Source organism: Paenibacillus sp. 19GGS1-52 (assembly GCF_022369515.1).
GTDB lineage: Bacteria > Bacillota > Bacilli > Paenibacillales > Paenibacillaceae > Paenibacillus_AQ.
Map to the genome: position 1 here is coordinate 3,263,399 of NZ_CP059724.1, position 21,167 is coordinate 3,284,565.

At 45.8% G+C, this 21,167-nt stretch carries 23 protein-coding genes; 19 read left to right on the top strand and 4 right to left on the bottom strand.

Features of this window, described 5'->3' with window-relative positions; all coding sequences use genetic code 11:
* Window positions 1-89: 89 nt before the first annotated feature.
* Window positions 90-317: a hypothetical protein gene (locus H1230_RS15290; protein WP_239716719.1), complete on the top strand. Its 228-nt coding sequence runs from the start codon at window positions 90-92 to the stop codon at window positions 315-317.
* A gap of 57 nt (window positions 318-374) precedes the next feature.
* On the opposite strand, the gene H1230_RS15295 is transcribed toward H1230_RS15290, so the two are convergent.
* The 3 genes from H1230_RS15295 to lexA all read right to left on the bottom strand — a co-directional run bounded on the left by H1230_RS15295 (window position 375) and on the right by lexA (window position 2,183).
* On the bottom strand, window positions 375-755 hold the full coding sequence (locus H1230_RS15295; RefSeq protein WP_239716721.1) for a hypothetical protein: 381 nt from the start codon (window positions 753-755) through the stop codon (window positions 375-377).
* Window positions 756-929: 174 nt separating this feature from the next.
* A complete protein-coding gene (locus tag H1230_RS15300) occupies window positions 930-1,268 on the bottom strand; it encodes a L,D-transpeptidase (protein ID WP_239716723.1) in 339 nt (112 codons plus the stop codon).
* 288 nt (window positions 1,269-1,556) lie between these two features.
* Window positions 1,557-2,183 (bottom strand): transcriptional repressor LexA, encoded by a 627-nt coding sequence (lexA, locus tag H1230_RS15305; RefSeq protein ID WP_239716725.1) that lies wholly within the window; start codon window positions 2,181-2,183, stop codon window positions 1,557-1,559.
* Between the two features lie 251 nt (window positions 2,184-2,434).
* On the opposite strand from lexA, the gene H1230_RS15310 reads away from it, so the two are divergent.
* From H1230_RS15310 to H1230_RS15395, 18 genes are all read left to right on the top strand, one after another.
* Window positions 2,435-2,848: a LysM peptidoglycan-binding domain-containing protein gene (locus H1230_RS15310; protein ID WP_239716727.1), complete on the top strand. Its 414-nt coding sequence runs from the start codon at window positions 2,435-2,437 to the stop codon at window positions 2,846-2,848.
* A gap of 111 nt (window positions 2,849-2,959) precedes the next feature.
* A complete protein-coding gene (locus tag H1230_RS15315; protein WP_239716729.1) occupies window positions 2,960-3,169 on the top strand; it encodes a DUF896 domain-containing protein in 210 nt (69 codons plus the stop codon).
* 50 nt (window positions 3,170-3,219) lie between these two features.
* Window positions 3,220-3,741, top strand: coding sequence for a hypothetical protein (locus H1230_RS15320; protein WP_239716731.1), 522 nt, complete (start codon window positions 3,220-3,222; stop codon window positions 3,739-3,741).
* A gap of 35 nt (window positions 3,742-3,776) precedes the next feature.
* Complete coding sequence (locus H1230_RS15325) at window positions 3,777-4,562, top strand: HAD family hydrolase (RefSeq protein ID WP_239716733.1); 786 nt, start codon at window positions 3,777-3,779, stop codon at window positions 4,560-4,562.
* Window positions 4,563-4,782: 220 nt separating this feature from the next.
* A complete protein-coding gene (locus tag H1230_RS15330) occupies window positions 4,783-5,202 on the top strand; it encodes a FixH family protein (RefSeq protein WP_239716735.1) in 420 nt (139 codons plus the stop codon).
* Window positions 5,203-5,381: 179 nt separating this feature from the next.
* Window positions 5,382-8,759, top strand: coding sequence for a methionine synthase (metH, locus tag H1230_RS15335; RefSeq protein WP_481857176.1), 3,378 nt, complete (start codon window positions 5,382-5,384; stop codon window positions 8,757-8,759).
* Between the two features lie 232 nt (window positions 8,760-8,991).
* Window positions 8,992-9,930, top strand: a complete 939-nt coding sequence (gene rnz, locus H1230_RS15340; RefSeq protein ID WP_239716739.1) for a ribonuclease Z — start codon at window positions 8,992-8,994, stop codon at window positions 9,928-9,930.
* A gap of 271 nt (window positions 9,931-10,201) precedes the next feature.
* Window positions 10,202-10,990 (top strand): HAD-IIA family hydrolase, encoded by a 789-nt coding sequence (locus tag H1230_RS15345; protein WP_239717354.1) that lies wholly within the window; start codon window positions 10,202-10,204, stop codon window positions 10,988-10,990.
* Between the two features lie 45 nt (window positions 10,991-11,035).
* The gene (locus tag H1230_RS15350) at window positions 11,036-11,851 is read left to right on the top strand and encodes an Fpg/Nei family DNA glycosylase (RefSeq protein WP_239716741.1); all 816 of its coding nucleotides are present in this window, start codon (window positions 11,036-11,038) and stop codon (window positions 11,849-11,851) included.
* The gene (locus H1230_RS15355) at window positions 11,841-12,713 is read left to right on the top strand and encodes a deoxyribonuclease IV (protein ID WP_239716743.1); all 873 of its coding nucleotides are present in this window, start codon (window positions 11,841-11,843) and stop codon (window positions 12,711-12,713) included. Before H1230_RS15350 ends, H1230_RS15355 begins: the two co-directional genes overlap by 11 nt.
* Window positions 12,697-13,020 (top strand): thioredoxin family protein, encoded by a 324-nt coding sequence (locus H1230_RS15360; RefSeq protein ID WP_239716745.1) that lies wholly within the window; start codon window positions 12,697-12,699, stop codon window positions 13,018-13,020. Before H1230_RS15355 ends, H1230_RS15360 begins: the two co-directional genes overlap by 17 nt.
* Complete coding sequence (locus H1230_RS15365) at window positions 13,020-13,796, top strand: ABC transporter ATP-binding protein (RefSeq protein ID WP_239716748.1); 777 nt, start codon at window positions 13,020-13,022, stop codon at window positions 13,794-13,796. Before H1230_RS15360 ends, H1230_RS15365 begins: the two co-directional genes overlap by 1 nt.
* Window position 13,797: 1 nt before the next feature.
* Window positions 13,798-14,865, top strand: a complete 1,068-nt coding sequence (locus H1230_RS15370; RefSeq protein ID WP_239716750.1) for an SAM-dependent methyltransferase — start codon at window positions 13,798-13,800, stop codon at window positions 14,863-14,865.
* A 123-nt stretch (window positions 14,866-14,988) separates the two neighbouring features.
* Window positions 14,989-16,569, top strand: a complete 1,581-nt coding sequence (locus H1230_RS15375; protein WP_239716752.1) for a serine/threonine-protein kinase — start codon at window positions 14,989-14,991, stop codon at window positions 16,567-16,569.
* 141 nt (window positions 16,570-16,710) lie between these two features.
* A complete protein-coding gene (locus H1230_RS15380) occupies window positions 16,711-18,264 on the top strand; it encodes an ABC-F family ATP-binding cassette domain-containing protein (RefSeq protein WP_239716754.1) in 1,554 nt (517 codons plus the stop codon).
* Between the two features lie 71 nt (window positions 18,265-18,335).
* Window positions 18,336-19,409 carry a ThiF family adenylyltransferase gene (locus H1230_RS15385; RefSeq protein ID WP_239716756.1) on the top strand — a complete coding sequence of 358 codons (1,074 nt, stop codon included), beginning with the start codon at window positions 18,336-18,338 and terminating at the stop codon, window positions 19,407-19,409.
* Window positions 19,410-19,432: 23 nt separating this feature from the next.
* On the top strand, window positions 19,433-19,735 hold the full coding sequence (locus H1230_RS15390; protein WP_239716758.1) for a Dabb family protein: 303 nt from the start codon (window positions 19,433-19,435) through the stop codon (window positions 19,733-19,735).
* A 93-nt stretch (window positions 19,736-19,828) separates the two neighbouring features.
* On the top strand, window positions 19,829-20,539 hold the full coding sequence (locus H1230_RS15395) for a response regulator transcription factor (RefSeq protein WP_239716760.1): 711 nt from the start codon (window positions 19,829-19,831) through the stop codon (window positions 20,537-20,539).
* 43 nt (window positions 20,540-20,582) lie between these two features.
* Here H1230_RS15395 and H1230_RS15400 read toward each other — a convergent pair whose 3' ends face one another.
* The gene (locus H1230_RS15400; protein WP_239716762.1) at window positions 20,583-21,089 is read right to left on the bottom strand and encodes a C40 family peptidase; all 507 of its coding nucleotides are present in this window, start codon (window positions 21,087-21,089) and stop codon (window positions 20,583-20,585) included.
* Window positions 21,090-21,167: the final 78 nt, after the last annotated feature.

A 21,167-nucleotide genomic window follows, 5' to 3' on the forward strand; every position in this document is an offset into this window, starting at 1 on the left:
TTATAAGACTGTACAACCTGTATGCAGGAAGTGATATACTCTTTTGTGAAGTTATAACTTTAGAATTACGTTCATATAGGAGTGATATCATGAGTAATACTTATAAAGTACTTTCTACAGATGCCGATCTTTTTACCGCTGCGCTCGCTCAGGTTCAGGTATATGTAGTCCAGAAGAAGACGGAGCAACCGGATTGTATTGTAGATTATTGTGGGCCGATTCGCGAATATACACCGGATTTTGTAAATATGGGTGATATTAAATATAGAAGAGCTGGATTTGAATTCCGAGTGCATATCCCTAAAAAAGCATTTTGAGCCCCCCTCGGAAAATACCGGTTTAGTTTGTTCCGAGGGATACACCCAAAATTAAGGTTACAAGAAATTAAAAGCTGTTATTTGATCTGCATAAACAATCAGTTGTTTATATTCAATCGCGAGCTCATAGTTGGCGAATGGTCTAACAATAACGTTATCCAGGACTATGAAGTTATAGTTGAAGTTCTTGTCCGGATGCTCAGATTCCAGATATGATATGTACTCGTCCACAATGACGTCATCCATCAATGATTTTAAATTAAATAGATCCTCCTTATTCGAACTGTTGGGAGATACATTTCCTTGAATACTGCCAAAGGCCGTAAGCAGGTTAACCTTTCGCTCGCTAACAAGCTCATTATTTAATAATAAATTGGAGAGCTTGCCCAGTGTATCAACCTTAAAATCCACGAGGGTTCTTATTTTTGAATTATTCAATCCTGACACTTCCCTTCAAGTATTAATACCAGTTACAATATTCGACATATAATTGCAGAAGTCCTCGCAGATCAGTAAAAATATTTAGAAGTTGCCAGAGGCTGACCTATAAGCCATGTACATGAATTTAGGACAACCTCTTTTGTAAAAGCAGAAGCTCAGAAAGGAAATACTTTAATCTCTTATGGTCACTCGGATTCCTATAGGAAGTATTGCTGCAAGAGCTGTAACATCCTCATTATACATACGTATGCAGCCATGAGAGACCTCTTTTCCGATGGAGGAAGGGTCATTGGTTCCGTGGATGCCGTAATGCGGTTTCGATAATCCCATCCAAAAGACTCCAAACGGGCCACCAGGATTAGGCTGCTTGTTGATTATTGTATATTCGCCCAAGGGAGATTGGGTTAGCATTTTGCCGATCCCAACAGGAAACCCTCTGACAACGGTGTTATCATCAAGCAGATATAACATACGTTGTGATAAATCAACGATAATTCGATAATTTGGCATCGTATTCATCACTCCTCTCAGGATAGAATATGTGTGGAGTGTCGGGGCTGTTAATACAATGAGGGCGATGCTTGAAAGATGGTTTCTGCGTGGTGAATTTATGATAAACTTTTTTCGAAATATAAGAATTTATATGTTTCACACGATAATTTATCCTTATATTTTCGAAGAAACGGGTGCCGTCCATATAAAGGACGGCACCCGTTTCATCTTGTTCCAATAAAGACAAAAGGCAGTTCCGCATAGAAGCGGAACTGCCTTTTGTCTTTATTGGAGGAGGGCATAACACTAGTGGATATCGCGGAACAATCCGATCACTCTGCCCAAGATGGTAACGCGGTTTAGACGTAAGGGTTCATAGGCAGGATTCTCTGGTTGCAGGCGTATATGATCACGTTCTTTATAAAAGGTCTTAACGGTTGCCTCGTCTTCTTCGGTCATAGCTACAACGATATCTCCGTTGTCGGCAGTTTGCTGTTGACGCACGATGACATAATCACCATTCAGAATACCAGCGTCTATCATACTGTCTCCAAGTACAGATAACATAAATACTTTGTTGTCACCAATGAAATGAGAAGGTAGCGGAAAGTAATCTTCAATATTCTCTGTGGCTGTAATTGGAATTCCGGCGGTGACTTTACCGAGAACAGGAACACGGGTAACGGTTTGGGCAAATTGATGAACATTATCGGAATCATCTTGACCAAGTACTTCAATCGCACGTGGTTTCGTTGGGTCACGACGGATTAGACCTTTCTTCTCGAGCCGGTCCAAGTGACCGTGTACTGTTGAACTGGAGGCAAGGCCGACGGCTTCACCAATTTCGCGGACAGAAGGTGGATAACCCTTGCTGCGGACTTCGTTACGTATAAATTCCAGGATCGCCAGCTGGCGACTCGAAATCTTGGACATCGGAATCAACCCCATATAGTAATGTTTGGGAAAATTATAACATAGAACTACCGTTCGCACAAACATAAGTTCTAATCTACCAATTTAAAATGAAGTAGAGAGGCTAAATATTGATATTTTATATTCTAGAGCTGGAAAATAGACCTCCCGAAATAAGAGAACAATTGTTCGAAAAAAGCTATTGATCAAAACACATGTTCGTGTTATATTATTTTTGAAAGTAAGAACAAGTGTTTGGAGGGCGATGTTTGATGATGAAGTATAGCACATACCGCAGTATCTATGATGAGGCTCAGAAGGTCGAAGCTGTTGGGCAGATTTCTGTATCTGATAAATTGAAATTAAGCAGAGAAATTACAGGTCGACTGGTAGATAGAGTATTGAAGATGTTCAAGCAAGATCAATTGGTAAAGTTATCCTTAATAATTCTACTTGTGGTATCTGGCTTTACAGTGGTTGGTAACGTATTTGCAGGATCAGTGTCTTTAATGAAGCAAGAGAAGCGGGTTGTTGTGGAACGTGGAGATACACTTTGGAGTATTGCACTTGAGAACAAACCGACAGATATGAAGACGGCTGTATATATAGAAGGAATTAAACGATCTAGTGGATTAGAGGACAGTAATATTAAGGCTGGAGATATCATTACATTGCCTATTTATTAATTTATTATGAACAGCATACATGTATAAGACAGAGCTTGCAGGGAGTAGACCTTGACAAGCTCTTTTTCTCATGGCAAAGTTAGAATGAATTTATTAGGGGAGGGGAAAGTTTTGGACTTCGATAAAATGGTCGCACGCATTAACGAATTAGCACGCAAGCAGAAGAGCACCGGCCTTAGTGAAGAGGAAACGGCAGAACGCGCCAAGCTCCGCGAATTGTATCTTGCTAATTTCCGCAGTAATTTCCGTACTCAGCTGAATACTATTGAAGTTGTAGATAATGATGAGCATGGACAAGGCAACAAGGGGCTAAAACATTAGCGCCTCGGTACCTTTTCATAGATATTACAGTATGACTAGGGGGAAATGACATGGCCCGTTCTTGGGAAAGAATGGTTCAACGCAACACGCAAAATATCAATAAGCAAAGAAAGAAACAGGGCAAGGAGACTCTTTATGCTTCGAAAACCCCTGCAAAGAATGTTGATGTTTTTAAAGGACGGAATATTGTGTTTCCAGTAGTTTTATTCGCGCTTGGTGTGATGTTTTGGTTAGTAGGAACGATAGATTCGCAAAGATCTGAGGGTCTTCTAGCCAACTGGCTGGGTGTTGTCCTTTACTTTGTTCTGGCGGCACTTATCTATTTCCGTCGGCCATACTTAAAGGTAGATCGCAACAAACTCTCCACGTCCAAATTCAATCGTGAACGCTTTCTGCCTGCTGCTGAAATTGAGAACATCACCCTTTCGCGTGGCGCGGTTACGATTAAGCATAAGGGCAAACGGACAAGATGGGTTTTCTCAAGATTAATTAATCGTTATAATACGGCCTCCATGGGTGAACGGCTGGAGCAATTTGCAAAGGCTAACAACATTGTAATCGAACACGAATAACATTAGAGTCCATCTTAGGGAGAAGGAGCGCTATAATGCCAATTGCTGCTGTACTATTTGACCTTGACGATACACTGCTATGGGATGACCGGAGTATTGAAGAAGCGTTTCGGTTTGCCTGTGAAGCGGCTGGAGACTCTATAAATCCTCAGGAACTTGAAGTCGCTGTCCGCAGGGAAGCAAGAGGTCTGTATGAATCTTATGAAACCTTTCCTTTCACTCAGATGATCGGGATTAATCCCTTCGAAGCTCTTTGGGCCAACTTTACTGCAGGGGAGCAACCGGAATTCCGTCAACTGGAGCAACTAGCTCCTACCTATCGGAAAGAATCTTGGAGACGTGGGCTTGCAGCTCTAGGTGTGAATGATGAAGCATTAGCTGAGACGCTAGCTGCCAAGTTTGCCGCAGAGCGCCGCAGTCGCCCGTATATCTATGAGGAAACGATCCAGGTACTTGATCAGTTGCGCGGAGAAGTGAAGCTGCTACTGCTTACAAATGGCTGCCCAGCTCTGCAGCAGGAGAAGCTGGATGGTGTACCGGAGTTGATTCCATACTTTGACCATATTGTTATATCGGGAAGTTTTGGCAAAGGCAAGCCAGATAAGGATATTTTCGTGCATGCGCTTGAATTGCTTGAGATAACACCGGATCAGGGAATTATGGTCGGTGATAAACTCACCACGGATATTCGCGGAGGGCTGGCAGCGGGTTTGACAACAGTTTGGATTAACCGGAACGCCAAAGTTCCAGATCCGGCGATCCAACCTAACTATGAAATTGGACATCTTACAGAGCTCCTTCCACTAGTACAATCTCTATAATGAACAGATTAGACACCAGTGTCCCTTGATGGGATGCTGGTTTTTTATTTGAAAGTATACAGGGAAAGCTCAATGGTTGTGTGAACTATGTCATTGATAACTGGAGGAGCCAAGATTCTGAGTTCCGAAAACTCGAGAATTATGTGTATAATAGAAAAAGAAAGCATTACGCCAGATGTCAGTATAGATCCGCCCTACACTTAAACCGGGAGGACAACAAATGATGACCCACAGGAAAATGGTCTTTCTATTTTCAGTTGTTACAATTTTTGGACTTGGGGGATGTTCCTTAGGCAATCAAGAACAGTCCCATATGAACAGCACAGATCTATCTATGGTTGCAATTAAGGTAGAGTTACGATGGAATCCTGATGAGGTTTCCGTCAATGAAAAGGTGACTTTTGAAGCTGTTGTGACACAAGATAATCAGCCGGTAGATGATGCAAAAGAGGTTAAGTTCGAAATCATAAATAAGGCTGATGCAACTTTGAAGCAGGAGCTGAACGGAAAGTCTGCAGGAAATGGGTTGTATAGCGCCGAGGGTATACTAAAGCAAGAAGGTCAGTATACGGTCACTTCCCATGTTACTGCACGAACACAGCATTCTATGCCAAGTAAAGAGCTTACCGTACAGCCATAAATGAAATGGGCGGGATTCTCCGCCACAGAATACGGATTATGCAGGGTGGAAAGGAAGGCTTTCCGAATTCCCTTAATTCTGCTAAACTTACTCTAATGTTTTACTGGGGGGATTTGAAGTTGGCTAAATTCACACTTGCTGAAAGCTTGCAGCAACGCATATTAATTCTTGATGGTGCCATGGGTACCATGATCCAACAGGTGCCACTTACCGGCGAAGACTTCGGCGGAGAAGACCTTGACGGTTGTAATGAAATGCTGGTGCTTACCCGGCCGGAGGTTATTCAGAAAATACATGAGCAGTACCTAGAAGCTGGCGCTGATCTCATCGAGACTAATACATTCGGTGCAACATCAGTAGTTCTTGCGGAATACGATATTTCGCAGCGGGCACGCGAGATCAATCTGGTGGCAGCGCAACTGGCTCGCAACGCTGCAGATAAATACGATACGCCTGAACGTCCACGTTATGTTATAGGGGCCATGGGCCCAACGACTAAGACGCTTTCCGTAACTGGTGGTGTAACCTTTCAGGAGCTTGTAGATAGCTATGAAGAGCAGGCAGTAGCGCTGATAGATGGTAAGGTTGACGCTTTACTGTTGGAGACTTCCCAAGATACTCTTAATGTGAAAGCGGGAAGTATTGGTATTCGCAATGCTTTTGAGAAAACAGGTATCACACTTCCGATTATGATCTCGGGCACAATAGAGCCTATGGGTACAACGCTGGCTGGGCAGAATATTGAATCCTTTTACATTTCACTGGAACACCTGAAGCCGATTTCGTTCGGACTGAATTGTGCAACTGGACCGGAGTTCATGCGTGATCATATTCGTTCGTTATCTGAAATTTCGTCAGCAGCAGTAAGCTGCTATCCCAATGCGGGACTGCCGGATGAGAATGGGAACTATCACGAATCACCTGAATCGCTAGCGCATAAGGTTGCAGCTTTTGCTGAGAAGGGCTGGCTTAATATTGCTGGAGGCTGCTGTGGAACAACACCGGAGCATATTCGCAAGATGGCAGAAGCATTATCACAATTTCCTCCACGTCCACTTACAGGAAGTCATCCACCTGCATTATCAGGTATTGAGCCTATCTATATTGAAAGTGATAATCGTCCATACATGGTCGGAGAACGCACGAATGTACTGGGCTCAAGAAAGTTCAAACGTTTGATTGTTGAAGGTAAGTACGAGGAAGCAGCAGAAATCGCTCGTGCTCAGGTCAAGAGTGGAGCGCAGGTTATTGATGTTTGCGTACAAGACCCTGACCGTGATGAGACTGAGGATATTAAGCTTTTCCTGGACTTGGTAGTGAAGAAGGTTAAGGTACCTTTAATGATTGATACCACTGATCCCAAGGTTATTGACTTGGCTTTGCAGTACTGCCAAGGTAAAGCAATAATTAACTCTATTAACCTTGAAGATGGTGAAGAAAAATTCGAGTTGGTAACTCCACTTATTCATAAATATGGCGCAGCTATTGTAGTAGGTACAATTGATGAGACAGGACAGGCTATTAAAGCGACCGACAAGCTGGCGGTCGCTATACGCTCCCACGATTTGCTGGTCAACAAGTATGGTCTGGCTGCAGAGGATATTATTTTTGATACACTTGTATTTCCTGTGGGCACTGGTGACGAGCAGTATATCGGTTCTGCTAAAGAAACCATTGACGGGATTCGCCTAATCAAAGAAGCACTACCAGCAGTGCACACGATTCTGGGAATCAGTAACGTCTCCTTCGGTCTGCCAGAAGCGGGACGTGAGGTGCTGAATTCTGTATTCCTTTATGAGTGTACCAAGGCGGGTCTTGATTATGCGATTGTGAATACGGAGAAGCTGGAACGCTACGCCTCCATACCTGAAGAGGAACGTTACCTAGCCGAGCAGTTGATTTATAATACGAATGATGAGACTCTTGCGACGTTTGTAGCTGCTTATCGCGGTAAAAAGGTGGATAAAAAAGAGAAAATATCCAGTCTTTCGCTGGAGGAACGTCTGGCTTCTTATGTGGTTGAAGGGACGAAGGAAGGGCTCATTCCGGATCTTAATGAAGCATTGCTCAAATCAGGTGCGTTGGAGATTATTAATGGCCCGTTAATGACGGGAATGTCCGAGGTTGGCCGGTTGTTTAACAATAACGAATTAATTGTTGCTGAAGTGCTGCAAAGCGCTGAGGTTATGAAGGCCTCTGTTGGACATCTGGAGCAATTCATGAAAAAAGATGAGACTTCAGTTAAAGGGAAGATCATGCTTGCCACTGTAAAAGGCGATGTACATGATATAGGCAAGAATCTGGTAGAGATCATTCTCTCCAATAATGGTTATCAGATTATCAATTTGGGTATAAAAGTACCACCACAGGCGATTATTGAAGCCTTTAAACGTGAGAAAGCAGATGCTATTGGTTTATCTGGCTTACTAGTGAAGTCGGCTCAGCAGATGGTGCTGACTGCTCAGGATTTGCGTTCAGCGGGTATCGATGTTCCGATCATGGTCGGCGGTGCAGCCTTAACGCGCAAGTTCACCAAAACACGTATTCGACCTGAATACGAAGGCTTGGTGTTGTATGCGAAGGATGCTATGGATGGTTTGGCTATTGCGAACCGTCTGATGAATCCTGAGGAACGGTTCAAAATAGAGGATGAGATTCGTACCGAGGAGGACGCTGCGGTTGCAGTTGCTCCGAAGCAGGAACTTCCAGTACTGACAAGAGCGGTTCGCTCGAAGATTTCTCCGGATGCTCCTGTATTTATCCCACCGGATTTGGATCGTCACGTGCTACGTAACTATCCTTTGGGGCATATTATCCCCTATGTGAACATGCAAATGTTGCTTGGACATCATCTGGGAGTAAGAGGTTCAGTTGAGACCCTGCTCAGTACGGGAGATAAGCGCACTTTAGAACTTAAGGAAACAGTGGATGACATTATCCAGCAAGCTATGGTTGAGGGTACAATTACACCACATGCGCTGTACCGTTTCTTTCCGGCACAGTCACGTGGCAATGACATCCTGATTTATGATCCAGAGGATGTCAGCAAGGTACTGCATACTTTCACATTCCCGCGACAAGGAGTAGAGCCTTTCTTATGTTTGGCTGATTTTCTGAAGTCAGTGGATAGTGGTATTATGGATTACGTTGGTTTCTTGGTAGTGACAGCGGGGCATGGTGTCCGTGAACGATCGACAGTTCTTAAGGACAAGGGGGATTACTTACGCTCCCATGCTCTCCAAGCAGTCGCGCTTGAAGTGGCCGAAGGGTTGGCCGAGCGTGTCCATCATATGATGCGGGATACATGGGGTTTCCCCGATTCAGCAGATATGACCATGAAGAAAAGACATGGTGCCAGATATCAAGGTATCCGCGTGTCGTTCGGTTATCCAGCTTGTCCGGATCTGGAAGATCAGGGTCCACTCTTTAAGCTGCTGTCACCAGAGGATATTGGTGTTGAGCTTACAGAAGGGTTTATGATGGAGCCTGAGGCTTCAGTATCAGCGATGGTATTCGCCCATCCCGAGGCTCAATATTTCAATGTTGAGAAGCTGTAATATTCTCTTATCTATAATCGCTGTCTGAAGGTGGAGTTAAATCCCTTCTACGGAACCTCCCGGTTACGGGAGGTTCTTTGGAAATAGAAGATCTTATTTGTTTCACACGATAATTTGTCCTTATATTTCTTGAAGAAACGGGTGCCGTCCGTAAAGGACGACGAAGCCGTTTCTTCTTGCTTCTAGTCTAGAAGCACAGCAATCCAAAAGAAGACAAGAAAGGAGGCGGGTTATGGAATTATACTTTTTGGGCACCAATGCTGGGGTACCCACTCTGCAGCGCAATGTGACGTCTGTGGCCTTGCGGCTGCTTGAAGAACGGCGCAGTTTCTGGATGTTCGACTGCGGGGAAGCTACACAACATCAGATTCTGCGTTCGCCGCTACGGCTGGGCAAGTTGGAAAAGCTGTTTGTCACCCATCTACATGGTGACCACTTGTTCGGACTGCCTGGATTATTATCCAGCCGTGGTTATCAAGGTGGTATTGCTCCGCTGACTGTTTATGGACCTCCGGGATTAAAGGATTATTTGGATATCTCCTTGTCGGTCAGCCAGTCCCGTATACCATACAAACTAGAGATTGTAGAGCATACTGGAGGTTTGGTGTTCGAAGATGACAGCTTTAAGGTGGAAGCCGGATTGCTGGAGCACCGAATTGACAGCTATGGCTATCGGATAACGGAAAAGGATAGTCCGGGCAGCCTCAATACCGAGCTATTGCAGAGTTATGGCTTGAAGCCAGGGCCTCTATACGGCAAACTGAAGAAGGGCGAGAATGTCACTACAGATGAAGGTATTATTATTTACGCTGCTGATGTAGTAAGCGAGCCCAAGCGGGGACGTATTGTTACTATACTTGGCGATACAAGACCGTGTAAGGGTACACTTCCGTTATCAATAAATGCAGATCTTATCGTTCACGAAGCAACCTTTGCTCATGATCTGGTAGATATGGCGTATCAATATCATCACAGCACTGCTCGTCAGGCTGCTGAACTTGCTAAAGAAGCGGGGGCTCATCAGCTGTTGCTGACCCATTTCAGTTCCCGTTATAGCAACCCGGAGGCACTCATTCCACTGCTTGAGGAAGCGCAAATAATCTTTCCTGAGACGCTGCTTGCTGAGGAATTTTGTGCCTTTCCCGTGTACCGGAGAGTGCTGAGAAATTAATTATTTTCCGGGAAAGCGCAGGAAATGACAGTTTAATCCTCAAAAAAACCGTTATTGACAGTAATTCGATGAAGTTCGTCGAAGTATGTTAAATTTAAAGAATTAGCTTATGGGATTACTCCAAACAAATGGATAAATTGCCGAATTGCAGTATATTTACGGGTACAACATCCTATGTAGCTTCAACAGAAGTAGAAACGAAAATATTGTTCACAGTATTATTGATTCATGACATTAAATAAATTAAGATGAAATTTTGAGGTGAATTGCTATAGACACAATCAAAGGATTATTGATTGATCTGGATGGAACATTATACCACGGGCATCAAATGATTCCAGGTGCTGATTTGCTGATCGCAGCTCTGCGTAAGGCGGGTATTCCTTTTTTGTTTGTCACAAACAACTCCTCACGGACAGCAGAGAGTGTAGCTGAGCATCTGCGTGATATGGGGATCGAAGCCAGAGGAGAAGAGGTTTGCACCTCATCGCTCGCTGCTGCACGTTATATTGCGGAGGAATCACCAGGGGCGGCGGTAGCGATACTTGGAGAAGCGGGGCTGCATGAAGCCTGTGCTGACGCAGGCCTTACCCTAGTAACACAGTCTCCACAGTATGTGGTACAGGGTATAGACCGCTCTTTTACATACGATGCACTGGCACAAGCTTCACGCTGGATTCTTGGCGGAGCGAAGTTTGTTCTCACGAATCCGGATCTGATGCTACCCTCCGATGATGGAATTATGCCGGGTGCGGGGACCATTGGCGCAGCGATTGAAGCAGCTAGTGGTGTGGCTCCCATCGTCATTGGTAAGCCTGAGTCTCATCTAATCACCTTTGCAGCATCTATACTCGGAATAGATTCCAGCCAGGCTGTTATGGTTGGCGATAACATGCGTACAGACATTGCGGCAGGAGCAGGTGCTGGCTGTCGGACCATACTGGTGCTTACTGGATTGACCACTATGTACAATCTTGATTACTATAAAAGTGTTACTGGAGTTACTCCTGATGAAATTTGTAATGATTTAACTGAACTAATGACGCTGCTCGGTGTATAATGGCAGAGGCTTAAATATGGATCAACTTAGAAGGGACGATTAAATATGCCGGAACTTCCGGAAATGGAGAATTACAGAAGGCTGCTGAGTCAGCATCTTATAAATGTACCTATTACGGGTGTAACCGTAAATAGAGAGAAATCAATTAATATGGAGACTGAGGCTTTTGCCAAAGCCTTGATCGGCGTACGTATTGTTTTTATTGAGCGGCGCGCCAAGCATATTTTGTTCCACTTACATGACGGTCGTAGATTGCTGTTGCATTTAATGCTGGGTGGAATACTGTTCTACGGAACCGAAGAGGAACGGCCAGGCCAAACGGCACAAGTCGAACTTGCTTTTGGAGAGCGAATTCTGTATTTTATGGGTCTTCGACTGGGATATCTGCATTTGTTATCCGTGAAGGAAGCTGAGGCTGCAATGGGCAAACTGGGACCTGAATTGCTGGATCACCGGATGAACCTGGAACGGTTTACTGGACTGCTTAAGGGGCGTCGTGGAGCGCTCAAAAGCCTGCTTGTTAACCAGCATGTGATCGCCGGGATCGGAAATTGTTACGCCGATGAAATTGCCTATGAAGCGCGTTTGCTGCCTTCGACGCTTGTGCAGAATTTGACGCCAGAATCCATAGCAAGACTATATGAGGGTATCCGTAAGGTATTGACTGAAGCGACTGAAATTGGCGGCTATATGGAAATGCCGTTTATGACTGGCGACACCGTTACGGGTTCATATAATGATCAGTGTAAAGTTTATGACCGTGAGGGAGAACCGTGTCTACGCGGTGGGGGAACCATTGTCAAAATTGAGCTGACCGGACGCAAGGTTTTTTATTGTCCTGACTGTCAGCATGATCAATAGTCCCAAAATTGGGGCTCATGTCAGTACTCGTGGCGGATACGGGAGAGCTGCCCGTTTTGCCTGGGAGAGCGGTGCGGCATGTTTCCAATATTTTCCGAAGAACCCGCGTAGCCTGAAGCTTAAACCTGTAGATGTACGGGGGACGCTAGACTGTGCCTCCTATTGTCGGGAGAAAGGTATAGTGTCTATCGCGCATACCCCTTATCCAACCAATATGGCGGCGGGAGTCGATGATGCCACCCCTAGGAAGGTTATAGTGGCATCGCTGCGTAACGATCTGGAAATAGCTGAGGCTTGCGGTTCGCTAGGCATTGTGGTTCACTTTGGACAATTTGCCGGTATGGAACCGTTACAAGGTTATCAAAATATTATACAATGTATGAATGAAACGCTGCAGACTTGGGAAGGACAGGCCAAGCTTCTGATCGAGAATCAGGCTGGCAATCATGGTAGTGCAGGTATGACGCTCGAGGAATTGGTCAAGGTACGTGAATTGAGTCTGTTTCCAGATAAGATTGGTTTTTGTTTGGATACCTGTCACGCATTCGCTGCAGGCATTTGGAATCCTGAACAGACAGAGGAGTTGCTGTTGCGGGGACAAGCACTGGACTACTGGCCTCATCTCGTTGCTATTCATCTTAATGACTCCAAATTTCCGTATGCTTCACGCCGAGACAGGCATGCCAGAATAGGGCACGGTCACATCGGAGATAGAGTGTTGAGTGACCTGCTGACCTCGGAGCTGTTGTCAGGAGCGGCAGTTGTCATGGAAACGGAAAAGGGACCGGATGGCAGCCATCGGGAAGATATTGCAACCGTTCTTACTTGGTGGGAGACGATACGTTATGAAAGAAATGAATGAACAGGAACTGCTTGATGTGCTGCAGAGCACTGGTGAACCTCTAGTCGTGTTCTTTTATACACCGCTTTGTGGCACCTGTAAGGTTGCTCGTCGAATGCTGGAGGTGGCAGAACATATGCTGCCTTCTGAGCTTGTGATTGCAACCGGAGATGTGAATAGGATGCAGGGTATTGTGAACCAGTACCGTATTTCGAGTGTGCCCGCACTGTTAGTGGCTGCTGCGGATCGTATTGCTGAACCGGCCATTTATTATTCTATGGGCTCTGTAGAACGGATGCTGGATTACATAAGGAGTGTGACCTCATAATGATATCTTTACAACATCTTACCCTACGCAGGGAAGAAAGTTTAATTCTAGATGATGTCTCGCTCGAGATGAAGGATGGAGAAAACTGGGCTATACTGGGCCGTAATGGTTCTGGCAAAACAACGCTGTTAGAGATGATGACCGGTTACCTATTTCCGAGCAGCGGTTCTGTTGAAGTACTGGGGTATAAATATGGACAATGTGATTTGCGCGAGGTGCGCAAAGAGATTGGTTATATCGGTCCATCCCTGATGGAAAAAATGTCGCTGACAGATCCCGTGTGGGAGGTTGTGGCAACCGGCGCTTATGCTTATCTGCGCTTCTATCAGGACATTCCGGCTAAAGTAAAGAAACAGGCAATAAACCTTCTTGAAGATATGAATCTGGGTTCCATGGCGTTCCATCCCTTTGGAACACTGTCTCAGGGTGAACGCAAAAAAGCGATGCTGGCCCGTTGTCTGATCGCCAATCCTAAACTGCTGATTATGGATGAGCCTTGTGCGGGTCTGGATCTGTTCGAACGGGAAAAGATGCTGGCCGAAGTAGACAAGCTGAGACAGCGTAATGTTTCCGTCGTTTATGTAACTCATCACGTTGAGGAAATTGTGCCATTGTTCACGCATGTGGCACTAATCCGCGGCGGTAAGCTGGCCGGGGCAGGACCCAAAGCAGAGATATTGACCAAAGAAATGATCTTGGCTACCTATGATATTCCTGTTGATGTAGAATGGGATAGTGGTCGTCCCTGGATTAAAATAAGACCTGGAGGCAAATGACTTGAACGAAATTAGACAAGAAACCGCAGAGCAGACTCCTGCTCCGGAAGAAATAGTATATTCACGGTATATATGTACGGCTAATCACGGCTTTGCTCCGTATGCACAGGAGGAACTCTTCCGTCTGTTTGGGGCTGTGAAGAGCACGCAACTGCTGCCAGGTGAAGTGTTTATTGCAACGCTGCAGGTGGAGCCTGAAGAGGTTTCACGGGCGTTGCTACAGAATCTGCCGATCTTTCTGCGGCATATTCAGCCGATACAATTTCAGGATGAAGGGGACATGCCAGCGCTGCAGCGCTTGGCTGAGTATTTGAGTCAGCAAAGTGAGCTTGAAGGCAAGAAGGTCGCCCTGCATCTTCGTAAGAGCGGAGATTATTTTTGGCAGGAGAGTGCAGGCGAACTGCGCGAGTGGTTGCAAGAACAGCTGCTATCTTTAAATGCTGAATTTACAGTGCAGGACCCTGACTGGGTCATTTCTGTCTATGCAGACGGTGGGGCTTTGTATGCCGGCGTATCACTTCCTGAGGATAACTTATCCAGCTGGAACGGTGGGGCTATTCGCTTCCGTAAAGATGATGGACAAATCTCGCGTGCCAAGTTTAAGCTTATGGAGGCGGAAAAAGAATTTGATATTCCGTTTTCCAGTTTCCGAAATGCGGTCGATATTGGCGCGTCTCCAGGGGGTTGGACTTCCTTTCTGCTGGAGCGTGGAATGAAAGTAACAGCGGTAGACCCGGCACTGATGCACGAGTCACTTCGGAATGCTCCAGGACTTAAAGTACTTCGCAAAAATGCCGGAGAAGTCAAATTCAAGAATAATGAATTTGATCTGCTTGTCTGTGATATGAGCTGGAGTCCTAAGCTGATGGCGAAGTTGGTAACAGGCCTGTTATACAGCCTTGCTCCTGGTGGAACGGCAATCGTAACCGTTAAGCTGATGCACAAGAAGCCACTGGCCATGATTAAAGAAATTGTGACTATGTTCGAAGAAGAGCGGATGCAGATTCAGCGAGCTAAGCAATTAGTTCATAACCGTGATGAAATCACGCTTTATATGATTAAGTACTGAGTATCTAACTACAGAATACTTTAAGGGAAAGCATCCCGTTATTAACACTTGCCGGCTTTTTGCTGGTTGGAATGTTAATTGCGGGGGCTTTCCCTTTTTTTCGGCTGAAAAGGAGAGAACAATATGCAATTCATATCAAAGCTGGCTAAAGGACAGATTATCGGCGATCGCTATAGAATTACAGAATTGCTCGGAACTGGTGGGATGAGCTATGTATATTTGACTGAAGATTTGCGGCTGCCAGGTCAGCGCTGGGCAGTTAAAGAAAACATGATTTCGGGAGAATTGTATAGAGATGTGATCGCAGAGGCAGAGCTGCTCATCTCATTGAACCATCACCGCCTGCCGCGAATCATTGATTTCTATCGTCCGGATGAGGACGGTTATGCCTATCTTATAATGGATTACATTGAGGGTGTAACCTTAAGCCAATTTATGGCGGTTAATTCAGGACCTCTGCCAGCTGTACTAATTGTATCTTTAGCTAGGCAATTGCTAGAAGTGCTGCAATATCTGCATGGGCAGCGTCCGCCGATTGTCTACCGTGATTTGAAGCCTGCCAACGTTATGCTGACCCATGAGGATGAGCTGGTATTGATCGATTTTGGGATTGCCCGCAGTTATCGGAAGGGAGCAAATGAGGATACAGTCAAGCTTGGAACTGTGGGTTTCGCGGCTCCTGAGCAGTATGGCAGTGGACAAAGTCAGCCAGCTTCTGATTTATATGCGCTCGGAGCCTTACTGCTCTACATGGCTACCGGGGGCCAATGCAGCAGATGGGAATCGGGAATGGAAGGCAGGCTGCACGGGCATATTCCAGATAGACTGATACCTGTGCTAAGACGGCTGCTGCGTCATCATCCAGATGAGCGTTATCAGGATGCAGATACTGTTCAGCGTGTGCTTGCGCCTATTGCAGCTGAATTTGCTGCCAGAGGTAAAGACAAAGCTCAAGATAAAGTTAAGACGAAACACATAGCGAAGCCTAACATAAGTACTGGTGAAGCTGGAAGGTCCAATTTCTCAGATTCAGTTATAGTAGCAAAAGGGTGTAAACCAGCAGTTATTGCCCTGCTTGGAGTAGCTAATGGTCTTGGAACAACACATACTTCGTTTGCCATTGCCCGTTACCTTTCACAGTTGGGTTCTACAGTATGGGTGGATCTAAGCCCAGTTTCATCTGTCTATGACCGTATCTGCAGTATGCTTGAGATCCCTGAAGAGACAGGTTATAACGATGAAGGCGAGAGTGGTAGGGCCATAACATGGAATGGGGTTCATTATTGGAAACGTCCACCTCACGGAAATATTGCCGAGTTATTGCAGGGTGATTATCGATATATAGTACTGGATCTGGGTACAGGGGAGTATGAGGGAGCCATGGAGGCATTCACGAGCAGCGCTGTGCCGATATTGGTTGCCTCAGGCGCAGATTGGCGGCTGGAAGAGACACTGCTCTGGTTGCGTCGTAGCGGACTTTCTCCCCACCCCAATTGGCGGGTAGCGTTACCAATCTCTGGACGCGCTGCGGTAACCCTTTTGCAGGTCAATTTGGGTGTGGGCAAGGTCTATGCACTTCCACTACAACGAGATCCATTTCAGCCGAAGGGAAAGCTCGCAGAGGTTCTGCGCGAACTCCTGGCAGAGATCACGGGATTGCAGAGTGGAGGAAAAAGAAGACGTTTTTTTCAGAAAAAAACATAATAAGGCTTTCATTGCTTACAAAAGCCGACTATTCCGCTAAATACCTGTTCTGTGTTGAGCTCACTTGTGATAAAATAGATAATTGTATGTATAATATAATCTCGAAGATTTTAAATATAGATAGGAGCTTGCGGAGAATTTATGAGTTTACTTACAGTAGAAGACGTTTCCCATGATTTTGGGGGCCGTACGTTGTTCAAAGATGTAACTTTCCGTTTGCTGGCCGGCGAGCATGTAGGACTAGTAGGTGCGAATGGGGTCGGCAAATCAACACTGATGAATATTTTAACAGGAACTCTGTTGAAGGATAGCGGTAAAGTAGAATGGACACCAAGAGTGCGTTTTGGATATCTCGATCAGCATACGTTGCTTACACCTGGCAAAACCGTACGTGATGTGCTGAAGGATGCGTTCTTGCCACTGCTGGACTTAGAGCAGGAAATGCTTGAAATTACGGAAAAAATGGGCGATGCTACGCCTGATGAGTTGGATTTGCTGCTGGAGCAAATGGGTGATATTCAGGAACAGCTGGATATCGGCGATTTCTATATGATCGATGTAAAAGTAGAGGATATGGGCAACGGACTGGGCCTCTCAGCTATAGGTTTGGATCGCGATGTCTCTACACTCAGTGGTGGACAACGGACTAAGGTTCTTCTAGCGAAGCTGCTGCTGGAGAAACCGACGGTACTGCTGCTCGATGAGCCTACCAACTATTTGGATGTGGAGCATATCGATTGGCTGACCAACTACTTGAGACAGTACCCGTACGCGTTCATGCTGATCTCCCATGATACTGAATTCATGAATAAAGTTGTGGATATCATTTATCATTTGGAGTTTACGAAGCTGACACGCTACTCAGCCAACTATGAGAAATTCTTGGAAATGGCAGGAATGAACAAATCCGCGCACATTGATGCTTATGAGAAGCAGCAGGAATTTATTAAAAAGCAAGAGGATTTCATTCAGCGCAATAAAGCGCGTCTATCCACTTCAAGCCGGGCGAAGAGCCGTGAGAAGCAATTGGATCGGATGGAGCGGATCGATCGTCCTGAGGAAGCAGCGAAGCCGACATTCCAGTTTAAGGAAAGCCGGGCTAGTGCCAAAGTGGTCTTCGAAGGCGTGGATTTCGAGATTGGATATGACCGTCCTTTGCTGCCGAAATTGAATATGACGATTGAACGCGGTGAGAAGATTGCCATCGTGGGCTGTAATGGTGTCGGTAAATCGACACTGCTGAAATCTATTCTGGGTGTACTTCCAGTTTACAGCGGTAAGACTTATCTCGGTGATTTACTGAATGCCTCTTACTTCGAACAAGAGGTTAAGGCAGCCAATATTACACCTATTGATGATGTCTGGAATGAATTCTCCAGTCTAACGCAGAATGAAGTGCGATCTCATCTGGCGCGTTGCGGACTGAAGAACGATCATATTACCCGTCCACTGAGCATGCTAAGTGGGGGAGAACAAGCTAAGGTTCGTCTATGTAAGCTGTTGATGCGTGAGAGCAACTGGGTTCTGTTTGATGAGCCGACGAATCACCTTGATATTGTGGCCAAGGCAGAGTTGAAGCGTGCGTTGAAGGAATATAAGGGCACGATTCTTCTAGTTTCCCATGAACCAGAATTTTATGAAGATTGGGTCACCAAAATTTGGGATGTTGAGCAGTGGTCACAACAGTCTGTATAAGTTAATCAGAATCCGGAGAGGAGCAGTTGATACTGCTGCTCTCCGGCTTTTACATATAGGGGGCCTCCAGAATGATCCATAATGAAGAAAGTAAAAAGGTAGCGCCTGCATCCGCAGAAGGACGGGATGGCCGCTATTCGCGGCAGGTTCGTTTTACACCGTTTGGTGCAGAAGGTCAACTTGGACTTGCGAGTTCCAGTGTGCTTGTAGTAGGCGCCGGTGCGCTGGGCACAGGAATTGCTGAAACATTGGCCCGTTGTGGTGTTGGGCGAATTATTATTGCTGACCGCGACTATGTGGAGTGGAGCAACTTGCAGCGTCAGCAGCTGTATACGGAGGAAGATGCTAGACAGCGCATGCCGAAGGCTGCTGCAGCCAAGGCAAGACTTCAGCAGATAAACTCAGATATAACGATAGAGTCCCATGTTCTGGATGTGCGTGCAGAGGAGCTTGAAAGCTTGCTGCCGGGAGTGGATCTCATTATGGATGGAACGGATAATTTTGATACCCGATTGATTATCAATGACATGGCGCAGAAGTACAACATCCCCTGGATTTATGGAGCCTGTGTAGGCAGCTATGGCATCACTTATACTATTCTTCCAGGTGAGACTCCCTGTCTGAATTGTCTGCTTGGTACGGTTCCGCTGGGTGGAGATACCTGTGACACGGTAGGCATTCTCCCGCAGGCTGTACAACTGGTTACGGCAAACGGTACAGCGGAGGCGCTTAAGCTGTTAGGTGGACGCAGGGAACAGTTGAGAGGCAAGCTGCTTACGTTCGACGTATGGCGTAATGAACATCAAGAGATCGGAGTAAGCGCTGCGAAGAAGGAGCATTGTCCTTCTTGCGGTAGCCAGCCTATTTATCCGTACCTTACTGCGGCCAATACGGAGCGGAGCGATGTGCTTTGCGGGAGGGATACTGTACAGATCCGTCCTGCTCGGCGTCAGCAGATCAATCTGGAGGAGACAGCCAGCCGTTTATCCCGGATCGAAAATGGTAAGGTAGACAGTAATCCCTATCTGGTATCCTTTAGAGAAGGCGACTATCGGATGGTAATTTTCGCCGATGGTAGGGCATTAATTCATGGAACCAGTGATATTGCGGCTGCACGCAGCTTTTATCACCGTTATTTTGGATAATTGGAATTGAGGAGGAGAACAGTATGAACAACGGAGCGATCAGACATATGGCTCTATTTACATTGAAATATTCGGTAGGTGCACTAGAGACCGAAGCTTTCCTGAAGGATGGGGCAGACATATTGAGCGCTATACCGGTTGTGCAGAATTTTGAGGTGCTGCGTCAAGTAAGTGCGAAGTGTGAATATGATTTTGGGTTTTCGATGGAATTCGAGAATCAGGAAGCTTATGAGACTTATAATAACTATCCTAGTCATCAGACTTTTGTGAAGGAACGTTGGGATACTGAGGTTGTGAAATTCCAAGAGATCGACTTAACTAAGTAATCCTTTAGAATGTCTTGTCTGCATCCGGGGAATCCTAGTTCTATCTGCGACGGCTTTGTCCGCGCAAGGCTGATCTGGATGCGGGGGATATCCGTGAATGAACGAATTGTATGGTACGTGTCTGAGCACCGAGAGGAAGAGCGTGTTGCTCTTGAACGGGTGTTGGAGGAGCTTGGACTGGAGGCAACAATGAGCGAAGATCCTGAGGATCTTCGCTCATTGTTATCCAGAGTAGAGCCTGTTTTACTGCTAACAGAGCTGTATGATGCTGGTAGATGGGAAGGATGGGACATCATATCCGCGATAAGAGAGGAAGGGGTAGTTCTGCCAGTCATAGTTATCTCCGACGATCGTTCCGGTGAAGGGGCTGTGGCGGCTTTTGAAGCGGGAGCTAATGATTATTTGGCAAAACCTGTACATCTAGGTGAATTCAAATGCAGAATTCTTAATGTATTAGGGCTCACCCGTCGAAGACAAGGACTGAATAATCTACTCAAAATCGATGGATTGATACTCGATCCTAGCCGCCGGCTCGTAAGCCGGGAGGGGAAAGAGATGATTATGACTCCCAAAGAATTCGATCTGCTCTATTATCTCGCAGCAAATCTCGGTGATGTATGTCCACGGAACGAAATATTGAGGCATGTATGGGGATATCACTTCCAAGCCGATACTAATGTTGTGGATGTCTATATCAGGCACCTTCGTCTTAAGGTGGATAAAGGCTACCGTAATAAGCTGATTCATACTGTACGCGGGACAGGGTATGTAATGAGGGCGCCAGTGAGCAGCGCCACATGCTGAACCCAAATCTCTAATATAGACATAACACTATGATTAAGAGCTGTTACAGAACGCGGCGGGCCTTCAGGTAGGTTCTTTTCCAGTTGCCAGAGTTGAGATCAGAGATTGTTACACCTGGAGATCCGTATGTGTGCAGGATTTTTCCGTTGCCAGCATAAACAGCTACGTGTGTTACATTTCTGCCGTTTGCTCTACTGCCACTAGAGAAAAACACCAGATCACCGACGCGAAGATTAGCTTTCGAGACAGCCGTCCCAACCTTTGATTGAGCTACTGAAGAACGGGGCAAATTAACGCCATATTTACTAAAAATATATTTCATGAACGAAGAGCAGTCGAAAGATCGGGTTGTTGAAGTAGATGCCCCAAATTCATAACGAACGCCCATATATTTTTTGCCAAGGTTAACGATGGCTTGTCCTGTTGAAGAAGTAACAGATGCTGCTGCAACGGGTGCTGTGCCAGCTCCAGTTGCCATCAGAGTACTCATTCCAATCGTGGTGCACATTCCTACTATAATTGCTTGTTTAAACCATTGGTGCTTTATCATGTTGTAATACCTCCCAGGTTTGTAAGTATGATTCTGTCTATCTTGCTAGCTTGCCTGATTCGTAGTATAGCAGGTTCT

Excerpts from the sequence above, each read along its gene's own strand:
- H1230_RS15290 (WP_239716719.1), top strand. The coding sequence starts at position 90 with ATGAGTAATACTTATAAAGTACTTTCTACAGATGCCGATCTTTTTACC.
- H1230_RS15300 (WP_239716723.1), bottom strand. The coding sequence starts at position 1,268 with ATGCCAAATTATCGAATTATCGTTGATTTATCACAACGTATGTTATAT.
- lexA (WP_239716725.1), bottom strand. The coding sequence starts at position 2,183 with ATGTCCAAGATTTCGAGTCGCCAGCTGGCGATCCTGGAATTTATACGT.
- H1230_RS15310 (WP_239716727.1), top strand. The coding sequence starts at position 2,435 with ATGATGAAGTATAGCACATACCGCAGTATCTATGATGAGGCTCAGAAG.
- H1230_RS15320 (WP_239716731.1), top strand. The coding sequence starts at position 3,220 with ATGGCCCGTTCTTGGGAAAGAATGGTTCAACGCAACACGCAAAATATC.
- H1230_RS15325 (WP_239716733.1), top strand. The coding sequence starts at position 3,777 with ATGCCAATTGCTGCTGTACTATTTGACCTTGACGATACACTGCTATGG.
- H1230_RS15330 (WP_239716735.1), top strand. The coding sequence starts at position 4,783 with ATGATGACCCACAGGAAAATGGTCTTTCTATTTTCAGTTGTTACAATT.
- metH (WP_481857176.1), top strand. The coding sequence starts at position 5,382 with ATGGGTACCATGATCCAACAGGTGCCACTTACCGGCGAAGACTTCGGC.
- rnz (WP_239716739.1), top strand. The coding sequence starts at position 8,992 with ATGGAATTATACTTTTTGGGCACCAATGCTGGGGTACCCACTCTGCAG.
- H1230_RS15350 (WP_239716741.1), top strand. The coding sequence starts at position 11,036 with ATGCCGGAACTTCCGGAAATGGAGAATTACAGAAGGCTGCTGAGTCAG.
- H1230_RS15355 (WP_239716743.1), top strand. The coding sequence starts at position 11,841 with ATGATCAATAGTCCCAAAATTGGGGCTCATGTCAGTACTCGTGGCGGA.
- H1230_RS15360 (WP_239716745.1), top strand. The coding sequence starts at position 12,697 with ATGAAAGAAATGAATGAACAGGAACTGCTTGATGTGCTGCAGAGCACT.
- H1230_RS15365 (WP_239716748.1), top strand. The coding sequence starts at position 13,020 with ATGATATCTTTACAACATCTTACCCTACGCAGGGAAGAAAGTTTAATT.
- H1230_RS15375 (WP_239716752.1), top strand. The coding sequence starts at position 14,989 with ATGCAATTCATATCAAAGCTGGCTAAAGGACAGATTATCGGCGATCGC.
- H1230_RS15380 (WP_239716754.1), top strand. The coding sequence starts at position 16,711 with ATGAGTTTACTTACAGTAGAAGACGTTTCCCATGATTTTGGGGGCCGT.
- H1230_RS15385 (WP_239716756.1), top strand. The coding sequence starts at position 18,336 with ATGATCCATAATGAAGAAAGTAAAAAGGTAGCGCCTGCATCCGCAGAA.
- H1230_RS15390 (WP_239716758.1), top strand. The coding sequence starts at position 19,433 with ATGAACAACGGAGCGATCAGACATATGGCTCTATTTACATTGAAATAT.
- H1230_RS15400 (WP_239716762.1), bottom strand. The coding sequence starts at position 21,089 with ATGATAAAGCACCAATGGTTTAAACAAGCAATTATAGTAGGAATGTGC.